The sequence below is a fragment of the Lysobacter cavernae genome, from assembly GCF_042648505.1.
Lineage (GTDB): Bacteria > Pseudomonadota > Gammaproteobacteria > Xanthomonadales > Xanthomonadaceae > Lysobacter_L > Lysobacter_L cavernae.
Genome location: NZ_JBHRXK010000007.1, coordinates 95,052 through 117,394 on the forward strand (window position 1 = coordinate 95,052; position 22,343 = coordinate 117,394).

At 63.9% G+C, this 22,343-nt stretch carries 23 protein-coding genes; all 23 read left to right on the forward strand.

Annotated features, from left to right (window positions below; translation table 11 throughout):
• Positions 1-699 (forward strand): 50S ribosomal protein L1, encoded by a 699-nt coding sequence (gene rplA, locus ACFOLC_RS13850; RefSeq protein ID WP_386759849.1) that lies wholly within the window; start codon positions 1-3, stop codon positions 697-699.
• Between the two features lie 445 nt (positions 700-1,144).
• Positions 1,145-1,681 (forward strand): 50S ribosomal protein L10, encoded by a 537-nt coding sequence (rplJ, locus tag ACFOLC_RS13855; protein WP_386759850.1) that lies wholly within the window; start codon positions 1,145-1,147, stop codon positions 1,679-1,681.
• 67 nt (positions 1,682-1,748) lie between these two features.
• Entirely contained in the window at positions 1,749-2,120 is a 372-nt protein-coding gene (gene rplL / locus ACFOLC_RS13860) for a 50S ribosomal protein L7/L12 (protein ID WP_386759851.1), read from the forward strand.
• A 291-nt stretch (positions 2,121-2,411) separates the two neighbouring features.
• Positions 2,412-6,563, forward strand: a complete 4,152-nt coding sequence (gene rpoB, locus ACFOLC_RS13865) for a DNA-directed RNA polymerase subunit beta (protein WP_386759852.1) — start codon at positions 2,412-2,414, stop codon at positions 6,561-6,563.
• Between the two features lie 118 nt (positions 6,564-6,681).
• Complete coding sequence (rpoC, locus tag ACFOLC_RS13870; RefSeq protein WP_386759853.1) at positions 6,682-10,902, forward strand: DNA-directed RNA polymerase subunit beta'; 4,221 nt, start codon at positions 6,682-6,684, stop codon at positions 10,900-10,902.
• A 270-nt stretch (positions 10,903-11,172) separates the two neighbouring features.
• Complete coding sequence (gene rpsL, locus ACFOLC_RS13875) at positions 11,173-11,547, forward strand: 30S ribosomal protein S12 (RefSeq protein WP_036115437.1); 375 nt, start codon at positions 11,173-11,175, stop codon at positions 11,545-11,547.
• 54 nt (positions 11,548-11,601) lie between these two features.
• Entirely contained in the window at positions 11,602-12,069 is a 468-nt protein-coding gene (gene rpsG, locus ACFOLC_RS13880) for a 30S ribosomal protein S7 (protein ID WP_386759854.1), read from the forward strand.
• 149 nt (positions 12,070-12,218) lie between these two features.
• Positions 12,219-14,339 (forward strand): elongation factor G, encoded by a 2,121-nt coding sequence (gene fusA, locus ACFOLC_RS13885; RefSeq protein ID WP_386759855.1) that lies wholly within the window; start codon positions 12,219-12,221, stop codon positions 14,337-14,339.
• 84 nt (positions 14,340-14,423) lie between these two features.
• A complete protein-coding gene (gene tuf / locus ACFOLC_RS13890; RefSeq protein WP_386759845.1) occupies positions 14,424-15,614 on the forward strand; it encodes an elongation factor Tu in 1,191 nt (396 codons plus the stop codon).
• Between the two features lie 457 nt (positions 15,615-16,071).
• Positions 16,072-16,383: a 30S ribosomal protein S10 gene (rpsJ, locus tag ACFOLC_RS13895; RefSeq protein WP_027070119.1), complete on the forward strand. Its 312-nt coding sequence runs from the start codon at positions 16,072-16,074 to the stop codon at positions 16,381-16,383.
• Between the two features lie 10 nt (positions 16,384-16,393).
• Positions 16,394-17,047, forward strand: coding sequence for a 50S ribosomal protein L3 (rplC, locus tag ACFOLC_RS13900; protein ID WP_386759856.1), 654 nt, complete (start codon positions 16,394-16,396; stop codon positions 17,045-17,047).
• Positions 17,048-17,059: 12 nt separating this feature from the next.
• A complete protein-coding gene (gene rplD / locus ACFOLC_RS13905) occupies positions 17,060-17,665 on the forward strand; it encodes a 50S ribosomal protein L4 (protein WP_386759857.1) in 606 nt (201 codons plus the stop codon).
• The gene (rplW, locus tag ACFOLC_RS13910) at positions 17,662-17,958 is read left to right on the forward strand and encodes a 50S ribosomal protein L23 (protein WP_386759858.1); all 297 of its coding nucleotides are present in this window, start codon (positions 17,662-17,664) and stop codon (positions 17,956-17,958) included. Before rplD ends, rplW begins: the two co-directional genes overlap by 4 nt.
• A 10-nt stretch (positions 17,959-17,968) precedes the next feature.
• On the forward strand, positions 17,969-18,796 hold the full coding sequence (rplB, locus tag ACFOLC_RS13915; protein ID WP_386759859.1) for a 50S ribosomal protein L2: 828 nt from the start codon (positions 17,969-17,971) through the stop codon (positions 18,794-18,796).
• A gap of 6 nt (positions 18,797-18,802) precedes the next feature.
• A complete protein-coding gene (gene rpsS / locus ACFOLC_RS13920) occupies positions 18,803-19,072 on the forward strand; it encodes a 30S ribosomal protein S19 (RefSeq protein WP_386759860.1) in 270 nt (89 codons plus the stop codon).
• A 10-nt stretch (positions 19,073-19,082) separates the two neighbouring features.
• The gene (rplV, locus tag ACFOLC_RS13925) at positions 19,083-19,418 is read left to right on the forward strand and encodes a 50S ribosomal protein L22 (protein WP_187711365.1); all 336 of its coding nucleotides are present in this window, start codon (positions 19,083-19,085) and stop codon (positions 19,416-19,418) included.
• A 14-nt stretch (positions 19,419-19,432) separates the two neighbouring features.
• Positions 19,433-20,176, forward strand: a complete 744-nt coding sequence (gene rpsC / locus ACFOLC_RS13930; RefSeq protein WP_386759861.1) for a 30S ribosomal protein S3 — start codon at positions 19,433-19,435, stop codon at positions 20,174-20,176.
• Positions 20,177-20,182: 6 nt separating this feature from the next.
• Entirely contained in the window at positions 20,183-20,596 is a 414-nt protein-coding gene (rplP, locus tag ACFOLC_RS13935) for a 50S ribosomal protein L16 (protein WP_055902334.1), read from the forward strand.
• Positions 20,596-20,796 carry a 50S ribosomal protein L29 gene (gene rpmC, locus ACFOLC_RS13940; RefSeq protein ID WP_386759862.1) on the forward strand — a complete coding sequence of 67 codons (201 nt, stop codon included), beginning with the start codon at positions 20,596-20,598 and terminating at the stop codon, positions 20,794-20,796. Before rplP ends, rpmC begins: the two co-directional genes overlap by 1 nt.
• Positions 20,797-20,805: 9 nt before the next feature.
• The gene (gene rpsQ, locus ACFOLC_RS13945) at positions 20,806-21,075 is read left to right on the forward strand and encodes a 30S ribosomal protein S17 (RefSeq protein WP_386759863.1); all 270 of its coding nucleotides are present in this window, start codon (positions 20,806-20,808) and stop codon (positions 21,073-21,075) included.
• Positions 21,076-21,089: 14 nt separating this feature from the next.
• The gene (gene rplN / locus ACFOLC_RS13950; RefSeq protein WP_056136003.1) at positions 21,090-21,458 is read left to right on the forward strand and encodes a 50S ribosomal protein L14; all 369 of its coding nucleotides are present in this window, start codon (positions 21,090-21,092) and stop codon (positions 21,456-21,458) included.
• Positions 21,459-21,471: 13 nt separating this feature from the next.
• Entirely contained in the window at positions 21,472-21,786 is a 315-nt protein-coding gene (rplX, locus tag ACFOLC_RS13955; RefSeq protein WP_386759864.1) for a 50S ribosomal protein L24, read from the forward strand.
• 11 nt (positions 21,787-21,797) lie between these two features.
• On the forward strand, positions 21,798-22,340 hold the full coding sequence (gene rplE / locus ACFOLC_RS13960; protein WP_386759865.1) for a 50S ribosomal protein L5: 543 nt from the start codon (positions 21,798-21,800) through the stop codon (positions 22,338-22,340).
• Positions 22,341-22,343 lie beyond the last annotated feature (3 nt).

Below are 22,343 nucleotides of genomic sequence, written 5' to 3' on the forward strand. Positions count from 1 at the left end.
ATGGCGATCAGCAAGCGCGAAAAAGCAATCAAGGCCGCCGTGGTTCCGGGCAAGGCTTATTCCTTCGACGAGGCCGTCAAGATCGTCAAAACCGCGACCAAGGCCAAGTTCGTCGAGTCCGTTGACGTGGCCGTGCGTCTGGGCGTGGACGCCAAGAAGTCCGACCAGCAGGTGCGCGGTTCGACCGTGCTGCCGGCCGGTACCGGCAAGTCGGTGCGCGTGGCGGTGTTCGCCCCGGCCGGCGCCAAGGCTGACGAAGCCGTTGCCGCGGGTGCCGAAGCCGTCGGCATGGACGACCTGGCCGAGAAGATGATGGCCGGCGACCTGAACTACGACGTCGTCATCGCCACCCCGGACGCCATGCGCGTCGTCGGCAAGCTGGGCCAGGTGCTCGGCCCGCGCGGCCTGATGCCGAACCCGAAGGTCGGCACCGTCTCGCCGAACCCGGCCGAAGCGGTCAAGAACGCCAAGGGCGGCCAGGTGCGTTACCGCACCGACAAGGCCGGCATCATCCACTGCACCATCGGCAAGGCCTCGTTCGAAGACGCCTCGTTGAAGGAAAACCTGACCGCGCTGCTGCTTGACCTGATCAAGGCCAAGCCGTCGACCGCCAAGGGCCAGTACCTGCAGAAGATCTCGATCAGCTCGACCATGGGTCCCGGCGTTGCCGTCGACCAGGCCTCGCTGACGTTGAAGTGACGAATTGACCGCGCGCAAGGCGCGTGGCTTTGTCAAATCGTCATCTCCGCGAAGGCGGGGGTCCAGCGACTCCAGGTCTCGGCCTGGAGTCGTCGGAGAAACAAGCAAAGTCCCTGGGTTCCCGCCTCCGCGGGAATGACGGGGCGAAATTTTGAGGGCATCGCCCAGGGTGTAAACCCGAAGCGGTAGCCGTCAAAGACCGCAGGTGCGGTCAGCGCCTACCGGCGACGGGCACGGATGCTCGACATGGCAGGGAATCGCCGTCGGTGGAAGCGGGGCTGCTTAATCCGGACTCGTTCGGGTCGGCCTGCGTAGATGGTGCCTTCTGGAAATCTTTCTGGAGTGGCCACCACCGGGATGTTCGCGCATCCCCGATGCCAGGGACGGTATCGCCCAGGACCGCAAGCGGCAGGAGCCGTGAGCGGAGTCAATTTGGAGGAGTGCAATGGCTCTCAATCTGTCCCAGAAGCAAGAAGTAGTCGCCGAGCTGGCAGACGTCGCCGCCAAGGCCCACTCCTTGATTGCTGTCGAGTACGCGGGCACCACGGTCAGTCAGATGACCGCGATGCGCAAGAAGGCTCGTGAAACCGGTGTGTTCCTGAAAGTTGTCAAGAACACCCTGGCTTCGCGCGCCGTCGTCGGTACCGAATACGAGTGCGCCCAAGACGCCCTCGTCGGTCCGCTGCTGTACGCGTTCTCGATGGAAGAACCCGGCGCTGCCGGGCGTCTGATCAAGGAATTCGCCAAGGGTAACGACAAGCTGCAGGCCAAGGTCGTCGCCATGGGTGGCCAGGTCTATCCGGCCAGCCACGTGGAAGTCCTGGCTTCGCTGCCGACCCTCGAACAGGCCCTGGCCATGCTGGCCCGCGTCCTCAACGAGCCGGCAACGATGTTCGCCCGCGCCGTCAAGGCCGTGGCCGACAAGCAGGGCGGTGGCGATGTTGCCGACGCCGAAGTCGAGGCAGTGGCGGAACCGGCGTAAGCGCCGACCGTACACGGGCTCGCTTTACAGAATCGATTCGTAAGATCAATTTCCAGAGGTTAATAACATGTCCCTGTCCAACGAACAGATCGTCGACGCCATCGCCGAGAAGACCCTTCTCGAAGTGATGGAGCTGGTCAAGGCGATCGAAGAGAAGTTCGGCGTCTCCGCCGCCGCCCCGGTCGTCGCTGCCGGCCCGGCCGTTGCCGCTGCCGTCGTCGAAGAGCAGACCGAGTTCAACGTCATCCTGAAGGCTGCCGGCGAGAAGAAGGTCGAAGTCATCAAGGCCGTCCGCGCCATCACCGGCCTGGGCCTGAAGGAAGCGAAGGACCTCGTCGAAGGCGCCCCGCAGACCGTGAAGGAAGCCGTCTCGAAGGAAGACTCCGAGAAGTTCAAGAAGGACCTCGAAGCTGCCGGCGCGACCGTCGAGCTGAAGTAAGCAGCACTTGCGTCGCCTGCTCTTGATCAGAGCGTAGTACTGGCGACCACCTGAGGCTGGGGGCGAGAGCCCCCGGCCTTTGGCCGTTCCTGAAGGGTTGCTCCGAAGGGCGTGCCATCGCGACACAAGCAACACGTATCCGAGTTGACAGTTGGAAGTAGCGGGAGAAGGCGTGCTGGTGCCGGCAATACCAGCGACTTCCCACTGGCAATTCTTCCCGATCAGCAAGTTTGATCCCCCAGGGTCGCGGACGCGCGGCCCGCTGAGAAAACATCGAGGCGGTAGCTCACCATGACGTACTCGTTCACCGAAAAGAAGCGCATCCGCAAGGACTTCGGCAAGCGCCGGTCGATCCTCGAAGTGCCGTTCCTGCTGGCCATCCAGGTCGATTCCTACCGTGAGTTCCTGCAGGAGCACACCGATCCCGCCAAGCGCGAAGACCGCGGCCTGCACGCCGCCCTGAAGTCGGTGTTCCCGATTGCCAGCTACAGCGGCAACGCCGCGCTGGAGTACGTCGGCTACAAGCTCGGCGAGCCGGCGTTCGACGAGCGCGAGTGCCGCAACCGCGGCCTGTCCTACGGCGCGCCGCTGCGCGTGACCGTGCGCCTGGTGATCTACGACCGCGAGTCGTCGACCAAGGCCATCAAGTACGTGAAGGAGCAGGAGGTCTACATGGGCGAGATTCCGCTCATGACCGGCAACGGCACCTTCATCGTCAACGGCACCGAGCGCGTCATCGTCTCGCAGCTGCACCGCTCGCCGGGCGTGTTCTTCGACCACGATCGCGGCAAGACCCACAGCTCGGGCAAGCTGCTGTACAGCGCCCGCATCATTCCGTATCGCGGCTCCTGGCTGGACTTCGAGTTCGACCCGAAGGACGCGCTGTTCACCCGCATCGACCGTCGCCGCAAGTTGCCGGTGACCGTGCTGCTGCGCGCGCTCGGTTACAGCAACGAAGAGATGCTGGCCGAGTTCTTCGAGATCAACACCTTCCACATCGATCCGAAGGAAGGCGTGCAACTCGAGCTGGTGCCGGAACGCCTGCGCGGCGAAACGCTCGACTTCGACCTCGCCGACGGCGACAAGGTCATCGTCGAGGCCGGCAAGCGCATCACCGCGCGCCACGTCAAGCAGCTTGAACAGGCCGGTGTGGCCGCGCTGGCCGTGCCGGACAGCTACCTGGTCGGCCGCATCCTCTCGCACGACGTCGTCGACGCCAAGACCGGCGAACTGCTGGCCTCGGCCAACGACGAGATCAACGAAGACCAGCTCACCGCGTTCCGCAAGGCCGGCATCGACGCCGTCGGCACGATCTGGGTCAACGACCTCGATCGTGGCCCGTACCTGTCCAACACCCTGCGAATCGATCCGTCGAAGACGCAGCTGGAAGCGCTGGTCGAGATCTATCGGATGATGCGTCCGGGCGAGCCGCCGACCAAGGATGCCGCGCAGAACCTGTTCCACAACCTGTTCTTCACCTTCGAGCGCTACGACCTGTCGGCCGTGGGCCGGATGAAGTTCAATCGCCGCATCGGCCGCAAGGAAACCACCGGTGCCTCGGTGTTGTACGACGCCAAGTACTTTGCCGAGCGCAAGGACGAGGAGTCGGTGCGCCTGCGCGGCGAGTGCGGCGGCATGTCCGACATTCTCGACGTGATCAAGGTGCTGACCGAGATCCGCAACGGTCGCGGTACGGTCGACGACATCGACCACTTGGGCAACCGTCGCGTGCGTTCGGTCGGCGAAATGGCCGAGAACGTGTTCCGCGTCGGCCTGGTCCGCGTCGAGCGCGCGGTCAAGGAGCGCCTGTCGATGGCCGAGTCTGAAGGCCTGACCCCGCAGGAGCTGATCAACGCCAAGCCGGTGGCTGCCGCGATCAAGGAGTTCTTCGGCTCCTCGCAGCTGTCGCAGTTCATGGACCAGAACAACCCGCTGTCGGAAGTCACGCACAAGCGTCGCGTGTCGGCCCTCGGCCCGGGCGGTCTGACCCGCGAGCGCGCCGGTTTCGAAGTGCGCGACGTGCACCCGACCCATTACGGTCGCGTCTGCACCATCGAGACGCCGGAAGGCCCGAACATCGGCCTGATCAACTCGCTGGCCGTGTTCGCCCGCACCAACAAGTACGGCTTCCTCGAGACGCCGTACCGCAAGGTCGTGGACGGCAAGGTCACCGACGACATCGAGTTCCTCTCGGCAATCGAGGAGAACGAGTACGTCATCGCCCAGGCCAACGCAACCCAGGACGACAAGGGCGCGATGACCGACCAGTTCGTGGCCTGCCGCTTCCAGGGCGAGTCGCTGCTGAAGCCGCCGAGCGAAATCCATTACATGGACGTCTCGCCGATGCAGACCGTGTCGGTAGCGGCGGCGCTGGTGCCGTTCCTCGAGCACGACGACGCCAACCGCGCACTGATGGGCGCCAACATGCAGCGCCAGGCCGTGCCGACGCTGAAGTCGCAGAAGCCGCTGGTCGGCACCGGCATCGAGCGTGCCGTGGCGCGCGACTCCGGCGTGACCGTGAACGCGCTGCGTGGCGGCACGATCGAGCAGATCGACGCGGCCCGCATCGTGGTCAAGGTCAACGAGAGCGAGATCGTCGGCGAGACCGATGCCGGCGTCGACATCTACAACCTGATCAAGTACACGCGCTCCAACCAGAACACCTGCATCAACCAGTCGCCGCTGGTGAAGGTCGGTGACGTGATCGCCCGTGGCGACGTGCTGGCCGACGGTCCCTCGACCGACATCGGCGAGCTCGCGCTCGGCCAGAACATGCTGGTCGCGTTCATGCCGTGGAACGGCTACAACTTCGAAGACTCGATCCTGCTCTCCGAGCGCGTGGTCGAGGAGGATCGCTACACCACGATCCACATCGAAGAGCTGACCTGCGTCGCGCGTGACACCAAGCTGGGACCGGAGGAAATCTCCGCAGACATCCCGAACGTCTCCGAGAACGCGCTCAACCGCCTCGACGAGTCCGGCGTGGTGTACATCGGTGCGGAAGTCCGCGCTGGTGACATCATGGTCGGCAAGGTCACGCCGAAGGGCGAGAGCCAGCTGACCCCGGAAGAGAAGCTGCTGCGCGCGATCTTCGGCGAGAAGGCGTCCGACGTGAAGGACAGCTCGCTGCGCGTGCCGCCGGGCATGGACGGCACCGTCATCGACGTGCAGGTCTTCACCCGTGACGGCATCGAGAAGGACAAGCGCGCCCGCCAGATCGAGGAATCGGAAATCCGTCGCGTCAAGAAGGACTTCGACGACCAGTTCCGCATCCTTGAAGCGGCGATCTACGACCGCCTGAAATCCCAGCTGATCGGCAAGACCGCCAACGGCGGCGGTGGCCTGAAGAAGGGCGACACCGTCACCAGCCTGGTGCTGGACGGTCTGAAGAAGTCCGACTGGTTCACGCTGCGCATGAAGGACGAGGACGCGGTCGAGGCGATCGAGCGCGCCCAGAAGCAGATCGACGTGCACGAGAAGGAGTTCGAGAAACGCTTCGCCGACAAGCGCGCCAAGATCACCCAGGGCGACGACCTGGCTCCGGGCGTGCTGAAGATGGTCAAGGTGTTCCTGGCCGTGAAGCGCCGCATCCAGCCGGGCGACAAGATGGCCGGCCGCCACGGCAACAAGGGTGTGGTGTCGACCATCGTGCCGGTGCAGGACATGCCGTACATGGCCGACGGCCAGACCGTCGACATCGTGCTGAACCCGCTCGGCGTGCCGTCGCGTATGAACATCGGCCAGATTCTCGAAGTGCATCTGGGCTGGGCCGCCAAGGGCCTGGGTCAGAAGATCCAGCGCATGCTGGAGGCACAGCAGAAGATCGCCGAGCTGCGCAAGTTCCTCGACGAGATCTACAACCACGACAACAAGCTGCACGGCGAACGCGTCGACCTGAAGCAGTTCAGCGATGCCGAACTGCTGACGCTGGCGAAGAACCTCACCGACGGTGTGCCGATGGCGACACCGGTGTTCGATGGCGCGACCGAGGCCGAGATCAAGAAGATGCTCGAACTCGCCGAGCTGCCGAGCAGCGGCCAGACCACCTTGTTCGACGGTCGTACCGGTGAGTCGTTCGAGCGTCAGGTCACGGTCGGCTACATGCACATGCTGAAGCTGAACCACCTGGTCGACGACAAGATGCACGCGCGCTCGACCGGTCCGTACTCGCTCGTCACCCAGCAGCCGCTGGGCGGCAAGGCGCAGTTCGGCGGCCAGCGCTTCGGCGAAATGGAAGTCTGGGCGCTGGAAGCCTACGGCGCGGCCTACACCCTGCAGGAAATGCTGACGGTGAAGTCCGATGACGTGCAGGGCCGCAACCAGATGTACAAGAACATCGTCGACGGTGAGTACGAGATGGTCGCCGGCATGCCGGAGTCCTTCAACGTTCTCGTGAAGGAAATCCGCTCGCTCGCGATCAACATGGAGCTGGAAGAGAACTGAGGAACGCAGGGAATCGGGAATGGGGAGTCGGGAATCGCACAGCGACCCAGTCCCCCCCCCCCCCGGCTCCCGCCTCTGACGATTCCCCATTCTCGATTCCCGATTCCCGGAGAAAGTCATGAAAGACCTGCTCAACCTGTTCAACCAGCAGCGACCGGCGCTCGACTTCGACGCCATCAAGATCGCGCTGGCTTCGCCCGACCTGATCCGTTCGTGGTCGTTCGGCGAGGTCAAGAAGCCGGAAACCATCAACTACCGCACCTTCAAGCCGGAGCGTGACGGCCTGTTCTGCGCCGCGATCTTTGGCCCGATCAAGGACTACGAGTGCCTGTGCGGCAAGTACAAGCGCATGAAGCACCGCGGCGTGGTCTGCGAGAAGTGCGGCACCGAAGTCACGCTGGCCAAGGTGCGCCGCGAGCGCATGGGCCACATCGACCTGGCCTCGCCGGTCGCGCACATCTGGTTCCTCAAGTCGCTGCCGTCGCGCATCGGCCTGATGCTGGACATGACCCTGCGTGACATCGAGCGCATCCTGTACTTCGAAGCCTACGTCGTCACCGAGCCGGGCCTGACCCCGCTCGAGCGCGGCAACCTGCTGACCGAGGAACAGTTCCTGCAGGCGCGCCAGGAACATGGCGACGACTTCGAAGCCGCGATGGGCGCCGAGGCGGTCTACGACCTGCTGCGCACGATCGATCTGCAGTCCGAGATGGTGCAGCTGAAGGAAGACATCGCCAGCACCGGTTCGGAAACCAAGCTCAAGCGACTGACCAAGCGCATCAAGCTGGTTGAGGCCTTCCTCGAATCCGGCAACCGTCCGGAGTGGATGGTCATGACCGTGCTGCCGGTGCTGCCGCCGGACCTGCGCCCGCTGGTGCCGCTGGACGGTGGCCGCTTCGCGACCTCCGACCTCAACGACCTGTACCGCCGCGTCATCAACCGCAACAACCGCCTGCGTCGCCTGCTCGAACTCAACGCGCCCGACATCATCGTGCGCAACGAGAAGCGCATGCTGCAGGAGTCGGTGGATGCGCTGATGGACAACGGCCGTCGCGGCCGTGCCATCACCGGCACCAACAAGCGCCCGCTCAAGTCGCTGGCCGACATGATCAAGGGCAAGCAGGGCCGGTTCCGCCAGAACCTCCTCGGCAAGCGCGTCGACTACTCGGGCCGTTCGGTCATCGTGGTCGGCCCGACGCTGCGCCTGCACGAGTGCGGCCTGCCGAAGAAGATGGCGCTGGAGCTGTTCAAGCCCTTCATCTTCGCCAAGCTGCAGCGTCGTGGCCTCGCCACCACCATCAAGGCCGCCAAGAAACTCGTCGAGCGCGAAGAGGCCGAGGTGTGGGACATCCTCGAAGAGGTGATCCGCGAGCATCCGGTCCTGCTCAACCGCGCGCCGACCCTGCACCGCCTCGGCATCCAGGCGTTCGAGCCGGTGCTGATCGAAGGCAAGGCGATCCAGCTGCACCCGTTGGTCTGCACCGCGTTCAACGCCGACTTCGACGGTGACCAGATGGCCGTGCACGTGCCGCTCTCGCTGGAAGCCCAGCTGGAAGCGCGCGCGCTGATGATGGCGTCGAACAACATCCTGTCGCCGGCCAACGGCGAGCCGATCATCGTGCCGTCGCAGGACGTCGTGCTCGGCCTGTACTACATGACCCGCGCCCTGGAAAACAAGGCGGGCGAGGGCATGGCGTTCGCCAACGTCGCCGAGGTCAAGCGCGCCTACGACAACCGCGCCGTGCAATTGCACGCCAAGTGCAAGGTGCGCATCACCGAGACCGTGATCGCCGAGGACGGCAGCAAGGCGCAGAAGACTTCGATCGTCGACACCACAGTCGGCCGCTCCCTGTTGCGCGAGATCCTGCCGGAAGGCCTGCCGTTCGCGCTGGCCAACGTCGAGCTGACCAAGAAGAACATCAGCCGCTTGATCAACTCCTGCTACCGCATGCTCGGCTTGAAGGACACGGTCGTGTTCGCCGACAAGCTGATGTACACCGGCTTCGCGTACGCCACGCGCGCCGGCGTCTCGATCGGCATCGACGACATGATCATCCCGGACGAAAAGCACGGCATCGTGGCCGAGGCCGAAGGCGAAGTGCTGGAAATCCAGGAGCAGTACCAGTCGGGCCTGGTTACCGCCGGCGAGCGCTACAACAAGGTGGTCGACATCTGGTCGCGCACCAACGAGCGCGTGGCCAAGGCAATGATGGACGCGATCGGTACCGACAAGGTCGAGAACGCCAAGGGCGAGATGGTCGACCAGAAGTCGATGAATTCGCTGTACATCATGGCCGACTCCGGTGCGCGTGGTTCGCAGGCGCAGATCCGTCAGCTCGCCGGTATGCGCGGCCTGATGGCACGTCCGGACGGCTCGATCATCGAAACGCCCATCAAGGCCAACTTCCGCGAAGGCCTGAACGTGCAGGAGTACTTCAACTCCACCCACGGTGCCCGTAAGGGTCTGGCCGACACCGCACTGAAGACCGCCAACTCTGGTTACCTGACCCGTCGCCTGGTCGACGTGGCGCAGGATGTGGTGATCACCGAGACCGATTGCGGCACGCTCGAGGGTCTGACCATGACCCCGATCGTCGAAGGCGGTGACGTGGTCGAGCCGTTGCGCGACCGCGTGCTGGGCCGCGTCGTGGCCGAGGACGTGTTCCTGCCGGGCAACGACGACGAGCCGATCGTCACCCGCAACACCCTGCTCGACGAGGGCTGGGTGCAGAAGCTGGAAGACGCCAGCGTGCAGTCGATCAAGGTGCGTTCGACCATCACCTGCGAAAGCGCCTTCGGCGTGTGCGCACACTGCTACGGCCGCGACCTCGGTCGTGGCCACCTGGTCAACCACGGTGAAGCGGTCGGCGTTGTTGCCGCGCAGTCGATCGGTGAGCCGGGCACGCAGCTGACCATGCGTACGTTCCACATCGGTGGTGCGGCGTCGCGTGCGGCCGCCATCGACAACGTCACGGTCAAGACCACCGGTTCGATCAAGTACAACAACCTCAAGTTCGTCGAGCACAGCCAGGGCCACCGCGTGGCCGTGTCGCGCTCGGGCGAGTTGTCGGTGCTCGACGGCCACGGCCGCGAGCGCGAGCGCTACAAGCTGCCGTACGGCGCGACCATCAGCGTCAAGGACGGCGCCGAGATCAAGGCCGGCCAGCAGGTCGCCAACTGGGACCCGCATAACCACCCGATCGTGTCGGAAGTGGCCGGTTTCATCCGCTTCATCGACTTCGTTGACGGCGTCACCGTCATCGAGAAGACAGATGAACTGACCGGCCTGGCCTCGCGCGAGATCACCGATCCGAAGCGCCGAGGTGCCCAGGCCAAGGATCTGCGCCCGATCGTGCGCATCGTCGACAAGAACGGCAAGGACCTGCAGATCCCGGGTACCGACCTGCCGGCGCAGTACCTGCTGCCGCCGCGCTCGATCGTCAACCTGCAGGACGGCGCAGCGGTGGGCGTGGGCGACGTCGTCGCCAAGATCCCGCAGGAAGCGTCGAAGACCCGCGACATCACCGGTGGTCTGCCGCGCGTGGCCGACCTGTTCGAAGCGCGTAAGCCGAAGGACCCGGCGATCCTCGCCGAGATCTCGGGCGTCGTCTCGTTCGGCAAGGACACCAAGGGCAAGCAGCGCCTGATCATCAAGCCGACCGACGGTGACGAGCACGAAGAGCTGATCCCGAAGTACCGCCAGATCATCGTGTTCGAAGGCGAGCATGTGGAGAAGGGCGAGACCGTGGTGGACGGCGAGCCGAGCCCGCAGGACATCCTGCGCCTGCTCGGTGTCGAGCCGCTGGCCGTGTACCTGACCAAGGAAATCCAGGATGTCTACCGCCTGCAGGGCGTGAAGATCAACGACAAGCACATCGAGGTGATCGTTCGCCAGATGCTGCGCAAGGTCGAGATCAGCGACCAGGGCGACAGCAAGTTCCTGCACGGCGAGCAGGTCGAGCGCCAGCGCGTGATCGAAGAGAACGCCAAGCTCGCTGCCCGCAACGAGATCCTGACCAAGTTCGATCCGGTCCTGCTGGGCATCACCAAGGCCTCGCTGGCCACCGAGTCGTTCATCTCCGCGGCCTCCTTCCAGGAGACCACGCGCGTCCTGACCGAGGCTGCCGTGCGCGGTACCCGCGACGGCCTGCGCGGCCTCAAGGAGAACGTGATCGTCGGCCGCTTGATCCCGGCCGGTACCGGCCTGGCGTACCACACCCAGCGCCGCAAGAACGCGTCGGGTCTGACCGACTCGGAGATGGAGGCGCTGGCCGCGCCGGTGGCGGCCGAGGTGGTTGTCACCGCCGAAGTCGACGGCGACGAATCGAGCGCTTCGTAAGCTATACTTGTGCACTATCGACGGCCTCCATGTGAGGCCGTCCAGATCACGAAATGAGGCGCAGGGAGCGCCTCGTGTTCGGCCCAGGAAGGGCGGGATCGCAGCGTACTCCGGGCCTGCCGCTGGCAGTTCCGGGAATCCGGTTTAGTCCGCGTTGACGGCGACGTCTGACGCGGGCTATACTTTTTCGTCTCGGTGGGCTGGGTTGTATCCGGCTTGCCGTTCGTTTTCACGCAAAGGCCACTTCGGCCTTTCATCAAAGAGTTCCAGATGGCGACGATCAATCAGCTGGTCCGCAAGCCGCGGCAGGCGACCACCTACAAGAGCGCCTCGCCGGCGCTGGCGAACTGCCCGCAGCGTCGTGGCGTTTGCACCCGTGTCTACACCACCACCCCGAAGAAGCCGAACTCGGCGCTGCGCAAGGTGGCCAAGGTTCGCCTGACCAACGGTTACGAGGTCATCTCGTACATCGGCGGCGAAGGCCACAACCTGCAGGAGCACTCGGTCGTGCTGATCCGCGGCGGCCGCGTCAAGGACCTGCCGGGCGTGCGCTACCACACCGTGCGTGGCTCGCTCGACGCCGCCGGTGTCGCCAAGCGTCGCCAGAGCCGATCCAAGTACGGCGCCAAGCGTCCGAAGTCCTAAGCGCAGTTCGTTCGACGAACTGGCAAATCGAAGATTTGACGAAAGGTACGCAACATGTCGCGTAAAGGTTCCACTCCGCAGCGTTCGGTCCTGCCTGATCCCAAGCACGGCAGCGAGACGATCGCGCGTTTCATCAATATGGTCATGCAGAGCGGCAAGAAGTCGATCGCCGAAAAGATCGTGTACGGCGCCATGGACGTGATCGGGGAAAAGAACCCGAACGCCCTGGAGCTGGTCGAGAAGGCGCTCGGCAACGTGTCGCCGGCCGTCGAGGTCAAGTCGCGTCGCGTCGGTGGCGCCACTTACCAGGTGCCGGTCGAAGTCCGCTCCTCGCGCCGCATGGCGCTGGCAATGCGCTGGTTGATCGAGTCGGCGCGCAAGCGTGGCGAGAACTCCATGCCGCGCAAGCTTGCCGCTGAACTGCTCGACGCCTCGGAAAACCGCGGCGGCGCGATCAAGAAGCGCGAAGAAACCCACCGCATGGCGGAAGCGAACAAGGCGTTCGCCCACTACCGCTGGTGATCTGAGTCGGCGACCCCATATCGGGTGTCGCCTGCCTCAGCAGCACATCTCGTGCTGCCGCGGCGGCGAGAAAGCCGCCATGCGAACCGGAGGCCGCCCCAGAGGCGGCGTCCGGCCATCTGGAATTTGAAAACTTACGAGAGGGTCCCGTGGCTCGCACCACTCCCATCGAGCGTTACCGCAACTTCGGCATCATGGCCCACATCGATGCCGGCAAGACCACCACGTCCGAGCGCATCCTGTTCTACACGGGTGTCAGCCACAAGATCGGCGAAGTGCACGAAGGTGCCGCGACGATGGACTGGATGGAGCAGGAGCAGGAGCGCGGCATCACCATCACGTCGGCCGCGACGACCGCGTTCTGGAAGGGCATGGACAAATCCCTGCCTGAGCACCGCTTGAACATCATCGATACCCCCGGCCACGTCGACTTCACCATCGAAGTCGAGCGTTCGCTGCGCGTGCTCGACGGCGCGGTGTTCGTGCTGTGTGCTGTCGGCGGCGTGCAGCCGCAGTCCGAGACCGTGTGGCGCCAGGCCAACAAGTACGCGGTGCCGCGCATGGCGTTCGTCAACAAGATGGACCGCACCGGCGCCAACTTCGACAAGGTGGTCGAGCAGCTGCGTTCGCGCTTGGGCGCCTACGCCGTGCCGATGCAGGTGCCGATCGGCGCCGAAGACGGCTTCGAGGGCGTGGTCGACCTGCTCAAGATGAAGGCCATCCACTGGGATGTCGCCTCGCAGGGCACCGTGTTCGAGTACCGCGACATCCCGGCCAACCTGCAGAGCAAGGCCGAGGAAGCGCGCAGCTTCATGATCGAAGCCGCCGCCGAAGCGTCCGAAGAACTGATGGACAAGTACCTCAACGAAGGCGAGCTGAGCGAAGCCGAGATCGTCTCGGGCCTGCGCGAGCGCACCCTGCGTGTCGAGATCGTGCCGGTCTTCTGCGGTTCGGCGTTCAAGAACAAGGGCGTGCAGGCCATGCTCGACGGCGTGATCAACCTGTTGCCGTCGCCGGCCGACCGTCCGCCGGTGCAGGGCATCGATGAGAACGAGAAGGAAGACACGCGCAAGGCGTCCGATTCCGAGCCGTTCTCGGCGTTGGCGTTCAAGATCATGACCGACCCGTTTGTCGGTTCGCTGACCTTCTTCCGCGTCTACTCGGGCGTGCTCAACTCCGGCGACCAGGTCTACAACCCGGTCAAGTCGAAGAAGGAGCGCGTGGGCCGCATCCTGCAGATGCACGCCAACCAGCGTGACGAGATCAAGGAAGTCCGCGCCGGCGACATCGCCGCGGCCGTGGGCCTGAAGGACGTGACCACCGGCGACACGCTGTGCGCTCAGGACCACGTCATCACCCTCGAGCGCATGGTGTTCCCGGAGCCCGTCATTTCGATGGCGGTCGAGCCGAAGACCAAGTCGGACCAGGAAAAGATGGGTATGGCACTGGGCCGTCTGGCACAGGAAGACCCGTCGTTCCGTGTGCGCACCGACGAAGAGTCCGGCCAGACGATCATTGCCGGCATGGGCGAGTTGCACCTGGACATCATCGTCGACCGCATGCGTCGCGAGTTCAATGTCGAGGCCAACGTCGGCAAGCCGCAGGTTGCGTACCGCGAGACCATCCGCAAGTCGGACGTGAAGTCGGATTACAAGCACGCCAAGCAGTCGGGCGGTAAGGGTCAGTACGGCCACGTCGTCATCGAGCTGTCGCCGATGAACGAAGCCGACCGTGCCAACGAGGATGTCAAGAACGATTTCCTGTTCATCAACGACATTGCCGGCGGCGTGATTCCGAAGGAGTTCATCCCGGCGGTCGAGAAAGGCTTGCGCGAGACGATCACCAGCGGTCCCCTGGCCGGCTTCCCGGTCGTGGGCGTCAAGGTCAAGCTCGTGTTTGGTTCGTACCACGACGTCGACTCGTCGGAAATGGCGTTCAAGCTCGCCTCGTCGATGGCGTTCAAGGAAGGCTTCCGCAAGGCCGATCCTGTCCTGCTCGAGCCGATCATGAAGGTCGAAGTCGTGACGCCGGAAGAGTACGTCGGCGACGTGATGGGCGACCTGAGCCGTCGTCGCGGCCTGCTGCAGGGCCAGGACGACACGCCCTCGGGCAAGACCATCAACGCGATGGTTCCGCTGGGTGAAATGTTCGGTTACGCCACGACCATCCGCTCGCTGACCCAGGGGCGCGCGACGTTCACGATGGAGTTCGACCATTACGCCGAAGCGCCGAACAACATTGCCGATGCGGTGATGAAGAAGGGCGGCTGAGCGTGACATCCCGCGAGGCGTCGGCTGATGGCCGGCCCTCGCGACAAAGACCAACAAAGCATTCATTTTTAAAGAGAGACAACCATGGCCAAGGGTAAATTCGAGCGCACCAAGCCGCACGTGAACGTGGGCACGATCGGTCACGTCGACCACGGCAAGACCACGCTGACGGCGGCACTGACGAAGGTGGGTGCCGAGCGTTTCGGCGGCGAGTTCAAGGCGTACGACGCGATCGACGCGGCGCCGGAAGAGAAGGCGCGTGGCATCACGATCTCGACGGCACACGTCGAGTACGAAAGCCCGAACCGCCACTACGCCCACGTGGACTGCCCGGGCCACGCCGACTACGTGAAGAACATGATCACGGGTGCGGCGCAGATGGACGGCGCGATCCTGGTGTGCTCGGCCGCGGACGGCCCGATGCCGCAGACGCGCGAGCACATCCTGCTGTCGCGCCAGGTCGGCGTGCCGTACATCGTGGTGTTCCTGAACAAGGCCGACATGGTCGACGACGCCGAGCTGCTCGAGCTGGTCGAGATGGAAGTGCGCGAGCTGCTGAGCAAGTACGACTTCCCGGGCGACGACACCCCGATCATCCACGGCTCGGCCCGCCTGGCGCTGGAAGGCGACCAGTCGGAGATCGGCGTGCCGTCGATCATCAAGCTGGTCGAGGCGCTGGACACGTTCATTCCGGAGCCGCAGCGCGACGTCGACAAGCCGTTCCTGATGCCGGTGGAAGACGTGTTCTCGATCTCGGGCCGCGGCACCGTGGTGACCGGTCGTATCGAGCGCGGCATCATCAAGGTCGGTGACGAAATCGAGATCGTCGGTATCCGTCCGACCCAGAAGACCACGGTCACCGGCGTCGAGATGTTCCGCAAGCTGCTCGACCAGGGCCAGGCGGGCGACAACGCCGGTCTGCTGCTGCGCGGCACCAAGCGTGACGACGTGGAGCGCGGCCAGGTGCTGTGCAAGCCGGGTTCGATCACCCCGCACACCGAGTTCGAGGCCGAGGTGTACGTGCTGTCGAAGGACGAGGGTGGCCGTCACACGCCGTTCTTCAAGGGCTACCGTCCGCAGTTCTACTTCCGCACGACCGACATCACCGGTGCGGTGACGCTGCCGGAGGGCGTGGAGATGGTCATGCCGGGCGACAACATCAAGATGGTGGTGAGCCTGATCAACCCGGTGGCGATGGACGAAGGCCTGCGTTTCGCGATTCGCGAAGGCGGCCGTACCGTCGGCGCCGGCGTGGTGGCCAAGATCATCAAGTAATCCGGACGTCGACCGGGTCATTGATCCGGCTCGAGTCGCATTCGCCCCGCCTCGGTGTAAGCCAGGGCGGGGCGAAAGTCCCGGAAGGTGCTTGCGCCTTCTGTGGATATCCGGTTAGAATGCTCGACCACTGCGGTGTTTCTTTATTTCAGCCGCCGCAGACCAGCGAAATGAGGTGCAGGAAGCGCCTCGTATTCGCCAGACAGGGACATGTCGCACGGCAGCGCTCCGTACGTTCCGGGCCCCGAACTTAATAAGTTCACGGCTTCCAAGGAACGCTAGACGGGGCCCTTCGTGCGTTCTACTCCGTCTGGGCGGGCCGGGTGACCGGTCTGCCTTGTTTTTTCTAGGCAGGGAGGCTCCGGGGCGAGGGTGTAGCCCGGGAGTATTGGCATTTTCAAGGGGTTCGGCACACCCAGAGGCCGGCCCGTCGCTCTTTTAACCAAGGAATTCCGTCATGGCGGACCAAAAGATCCGAATCCGGCTCAAGGCGTACGATCATCGTCTGATCGACCGCTCGGCCAGCGAGATCGTCGAGACGGCCAAGCGGACCGGCGCGCAAGTGCGCGGCCCGATCCCGCTGCCGACCAAGATCGAGCGCTACACCATTCTCGTCTCCCCGCACGTCGACAAGGACGCGCGTGACCAGTACGAGACCCGCACGCACAAGCGCGTGCTCGACATCGTCGACCCCAACGACAAGACCGTGGACGCGCTGATGAAGCTCGAGCTCGCGGCTGGCGTCGATGTACAGATCAAGCTGACCTGAGGCCACCACAATGACTGCGAAGAAATATTCGCTGGGCATCGTCGGTCGCAAGGCCGGCATGAGCCGCTTCTTCACTGAAGATGGCAAGTCGGTGCCGGTGACGCTGATCGAGGCGACTCCGAACCGCATTACCCAGATCAAGACCCCCGACACCGACGGCTACAGCGCCGTGCAGGTCACGGTGGGCGTGCGCCGCGCGGCGCTCGTCAACAAGCCGGAAGCCGGTCACCTCGCCAAGGCGAAGGTCGAAGCCGGTCGCGGCCTGTGGGAGTTGCGCGTGGAAGCCGACAAGATCGGCGATTTCGAAGTCGGCGGTGAGATCAAGGCCGACATCTTCGAGGTTGGCCAGATCGTCGACGTCCAGGGCATCACCAAGGGCAAGGGCTTCCAGGGCACGATCAAGCGCTGGAACTTCAAGATGGGCGACGCGACGCACGGTAACTCGTTGTCGCACCGTTCGCCGGGCTCCATCGGCCAGCGCCAGACGCCGGGCCGCGTGTTTCCGGGCAAGAAGATGTCCGGTCACATGGGTGCGGTGCAGCAGAGCACGCAGCGCTTGGAAGTGGTCAAGGTCGACGCAGAGCGTGGCCTGATCGCGATCAAGGGCGCAGTGCCGGGTGCTCCGGGCGGCGACGTGATCGTACGTCCGTCGAGCAAGGTTTAAGGAGAGATGACGATGGAACTCGCCATCACCAATAGCAGCAAGACGCTGTCGGTTTCCGACGCGATCTTCGGCCGCGAATTCAGCGAAGACCTGGTCCACCAGGTGGTCGTTGCATACCGCAACGCGGGTCGTGCCGGTACCAAGGCGCAGAAGACGCGTTCGGAAGTCAACGGTACAACCAAGAAGTCGAAGAAGCAGAAGGGCGGCGGTGCGCGTCATGGCGCGCTGACGGCTCCGATCTTCGTCGGCGGCGGCGTGACCTTCGCGGCCAAGCCGCGCAGCTTCGCGCAGAAGGTCAACCGCAAGATGTACCGCGCCGCGATCGCCGCGATCCTGTCCGAGCTGAACCGCCAGGGCCGCATCATGGTCGTGGAGTCGTTCGACATCGACGCGCCGAAGACCTCGGGCCTTGTGTCCAAGCTCAAGAGCCTGGAAGTCGGCCGTCGTCCGCTGATCGTCACTGAAGATGCCACCGAGAACCTGTACCTCTCGGCGCGCAACCTTCCGTACGTTGAAGTCCGTGACGTGCAGGGCCTGGATCCGGTCGCGCTGGTTGGCGCCGATTCGGTCGTGGTCACCGCCGATGCGGTCAAGAAGATCGAGGAGTGGCTGGCATGAACGACGCCAAGCTCTACAGCATCATCCGCGCGCCGCGCGTGTCCGAAAAGACCGCTCGTCTGCAGGAAGTTTCCAACCAATACGTCTTCGAAGTCGCGACGGACGCTACCAAGGCCGACATCAAAGTCGCCGTGGAAAAGCTGTTCGACGTCAAGGTCGAGGCGGTGAATGTGGTCAACGTGAAGGGCAAGAACAAGGCCTTCAAGTTCCGCATGGGCCGTCGCGCCGACTGGCGCAAGGCGTACGTGAAGCTGGCCGCTGGCCAGTCGATCGACGTGATGGCCAAGGCCTGAGGAAAGACCCATGGCATTGATGACTTTCAAGCCCACCTCCCCCGGCCGCCGTTCGGCCGTCCGCGTGGTGACCCCGGGCCTGCACAAGGGCGCGCCGCACGCGGCGTTGGTCGAGAAGCAGGGCAAGTCCGGTGGCCGTAACCACCACGGCCGCATCACCACCCGTCACATCGGTGGTGGTCACAAGCAGCATTACCGCATCATCGACTTCAAGCGTGACAAGGTCGGCATTCCGGCGCGCGTCGAGCGCATCGAGTACGATCCCAACCGCACCGCGCACATCGCGCTGCTGTGCTACGTCGACGGTGAGCGTCGTTACATCATCGCGCCGAAGGGCCTGAAGGATGGCGACCAGGTGATCGCCGGCCGTGACGCCCCGATCCGCGTCGGCAATGCGCTGCCGCTGAGCAACATCCCGGTCGGTTCGACGGTGCATTGCGTCGAGATGAAGCCGGGCAAGGGCGCCCAGATCGCCCGTGCCGCCGGTGCCAGCGTGTACCTGGTTGCGCGCGAGCAGGGCTACGCCACGCTGCGTCTTCGCTCCGGCGAGATGCGCAAGGTGCCGGTCGACTGCTCGGCCACCATCGGCGAAGTCGGCAACGACGAGCACAGCCTCGAGAAGCTCGGCAAGGCCGGTGCCAAGCGCTGGCGCGGCATCAAGCCGACCGTCCGCGGTGCGGCCATGAACCCGGTCGATCACCCGCACGGCGGTGGTGAGGCCAAGGCTGGCCAGGGCAACCCGCATCCGGTCACGCCGTGGGGCGTGCCGACCAAGGGTTACAAGACGCGTAAGAACAAGCGTACGCAGCAGTTCATCGTTCGCGATCGCAGGAGCTAATCGGCCATGGCACGTTCACTGAAAAAGGGTCCGTTCGTCGACCACCACCTGATGAAGAAGGTGGAGACCGCGGGCAACAACAAGAGGCCGATCAAGACCTGGTCGCGTCGTTCGATGGTGCTGCCGGAGATGGTGGGTTTCACCATCGCCATCCACAACGGCAAGAACCACATCCCGGTGCTGGTCAACGAGAACATGGTTGGCCACAAGCTTGGCGAGTTCGCCCTGACCCGTACCTTCAAGGGTCACGGCGGCGACAAGAAGTCGGGCAAGTAAGGAGATGACCATGGAAGCGAAAGCCATCCTGCGCACCGCGCGCATCTCCCCGCAGAAGGCCCGCCTGGTCGCCGACCAGGTGCGCGGTCTGTCCGCCGAACGCGCCGTCAACCTGCTCAAGTTCTCGGACAAGAAGGCAGCTGCACTGATCCGCAAGGTCGTGGAGTCCGCCATCGCAAACGCCGAGAACAATCAGGGCGCCGACGTTGACGAGCTGCGCGTCAAGACCATCATGGTGGACGAAGGTCCCGCACTGAAGCGCTTCATGGCTCGTGCGAAAGGCCGCGGCACCCGCATCCTCAAGCGCACCAGCCACATCACTGTGGTTGTGGGCGCGGGCAAGTAAGGCGGAGTCAGACAATGGGTCATAAAGTTCATCCGACCGGCATCCGCCTGGGCATTGCCAAGGACTGGAATTCCAAGTGGTTTGCCAACAAGAAGCAGTACGCCGAATTCCTGGCGGCTGACCTCAAGGTCCGCGACATGCTTCGCAAGAAGCTGGCGCAGGCCGGTATCTCGAAGATCTTCATCGAGCGCCCGGCCAACAACGCCCGCGTCACGATTCACACCGCCCGTCCGGGCGTGGTGATCGGCAAGCGCGGCGAGGACATCGAGAAGCTGCGTAAGGAAGTCAGCCAGATGATGGGCGTCCCGGCGCACATCAACGTGACCGAGGTCCGCAAGCCGGAGCTCGATGCGCAGCTGGTGGCCGAGTCGATCGCTCAGCAGCTTGAGCGTCGCATCATGTTCCGCCGTGCAATGAAGCGTGCGGTCGGCAACGCGATGCGCTTGGGTGCCCTGGGCATCAAGGTCAACGTCGCCGGTCGTCTCAACGGCGCCGAGATCGCGCGTTCGGAGTGGTACCGCGAAGGTCGCGTGCCGCTGCACACGCTGCGTGCCGACATCGACTACGGCTTCGCTGAAGCCAAGACGACCTACGGCATCATCGGCATCAAGGTATGGGTCTACAAGGGCGAGGTCTTCGACTTCTCCCAGGTTGGCCAGGAAAAGCAGGACGACACGCCGCGTAGCGATCGCGGTGACCGTGGTGACCGCGGTGATCGCAGCGACCGTCCGGGCCGTGGCGCCCGCGAGCAGAGGTAATCGACCATGTTGCAACCCAAGCGAACCAAGTACCGCAAGGTACACAAGGGCCGCAATGAAGGCCTGAGCTGGAACGGCAATGCCGTCAGCTTCGGCGAATACGGCCTTAAGGCGACGGCGCACGGTCAGCTGACCGCGCGCCAGATCGAGGCAGCACGTCGTTCCATCAGCCGTTACGTCAAACGTGGCGGCAAGATGTGGATCCGCGTGTTCCCCGACAAGCCGATCACCAAGAAGCCGATCGAAGTCCGAATGGGCTCCGGTAAGGGCAACGTCGAGTACTGGGTCGCCCAGATCCAGCCCGGTCGCATGATTTACGAGATCGAAGGCGTGGCAGAGGACGTGGCGCGTGAAGCGTTCCGCCTGGCCGCCGCCAAGCTCTCGGTGACCACCACTTTCGTTACCCGGACGGTGCGCTAATGGAACTCAAGCAGCTGCGCGAAAAGTCGGCTAACGAGCTGAAGGCCCACCTGGTCGAACTGCACAAGGAGAGCTTCGCTCTGCGCATGCAGAAGGCCACCGGCCAGCTCGCCAAGACCCATGAGGCTCGCCGCGTCAAGCGCGAGATCGCTCGTGTCAACACTCTGCTGAGCCAGCAAGCTGCTGGCCCGCAGAAGTAAGGATCCGCCATGACCGACAACAATACAGAGAAGGCGCTGCGCACGGTTGAAGGCCGGGTCGTCAGCAACAAGATGGACAAGACCGTCACCGTGCTCGTCGAGCGCCAGGTCAAGCACGCGCTGTACGGCAAGTACATCCGCCGCTCGACCAAGCTCCACGCCCACGATGCCGACAACGCCTGCAAGGAAGGCGATGTCGTGCGCGTGAAGGAGATTGCCCCGATGTCCAAGACCAAGAACTGGAGCGTGGTTGAGATCGTCAGCCGCGTGGCCGAATAAGAGGAGGCTGAACCATGATCCAGATGCAAAGCTACCTCGACGTGGCCGACAATTCCGGTGCCAAGGAAGTGATGTGCATTAAGGTGCTCGGCGGCTCCAAACGCCGTTACGCCGGCATCGGCGACATCATCAAGGTCACCGTGAAGGACGCGATCCCGCGTGGCAAGGTCAAGAAGGGCGACGTCTATGACGCCGTCGTGGTCCGCACCCGCAAGGGCGTTCGTCGCCCGGACGGCTCGCTGATCCGCTTCGACGGCAATGCCGCCGTGCTCCTGAACAACAAGCAGGAACCGATCGGTACCCGCATTTTCGGGCCTGTGACCCGCGAACTGCGTACCGAGAAGTTCATGAAGATCGTCTCGCTCGCTCCTGAAGTGCTCTGAGCGGAGGAATAATATGAACCGTATCCGCAAGGGCGATCAGGTGATCGTCACCGCCGGCAAGGACAAGGGCAAGAAGGGCGACGTGGTGCGCGTACTCGGCGAGAAAGTCGTCGTGTCGAACATCAACATCGTCAAGCGCCACACCAAGCCGAACCCGCAGGCTGGCCAGCCGGGCGGCGTGGTCGAGCGCGAAGCGCCGATCCACATTTCCAACGTGATGCTGTTCAACCCGGCCACTGGCAAGGGTGAGCGCGTTGCTTTCAAGGTGCTGGAGGATGGACGCAAACTGCGTGTGTTCCGCTCCAGCGGTGAGGCGGTTGACGCCTGAGGAATGCTGAAATGACCACCCGGCTCGAAGAGTTCTACAAGAAAGAAGTCGTCCCGGCGCTGACCGCGAAGTTCGGTTACTCGAACCCGATGGAAGTGCCGCGTCTCGTCAAGATCACGCTCAACATGGGCGTGGGCGAGGCTGCCACCAACAAGAAGATCCTGGAAAATGCCGTCGCCGACATGACCAAGATCGCCGGCCAGAAGCCGATCGTGACCAAGTCCCGCGTGTCGGTGGCTTCGTTCAAGATCCGCGACGGTTGGCCGATCGGCTGCAAGGTGACGCTGCGTCGCGCCAAGATGTTTGAGTTCCTGGATCGCCTGGTCAACATCTCGCTGCCGCGCGTGCGTGACTTCCGCGGCGTGTCGGGTCGTTCGTTCGACGGCCGTGGCAACTACAACATGGGCGTGAAGGAACAGATCATCTTCCCGGAAATCGACTTCGACCAGGTCGACGCCCTGCGCGGCATGGACATCGCGATCACCACGACCGCGAAGACCGATGCCGAAGCCAAGGCGCTGCTCGAAGCGTTCCGCTTCCCGTTCCGTAACTGAGTC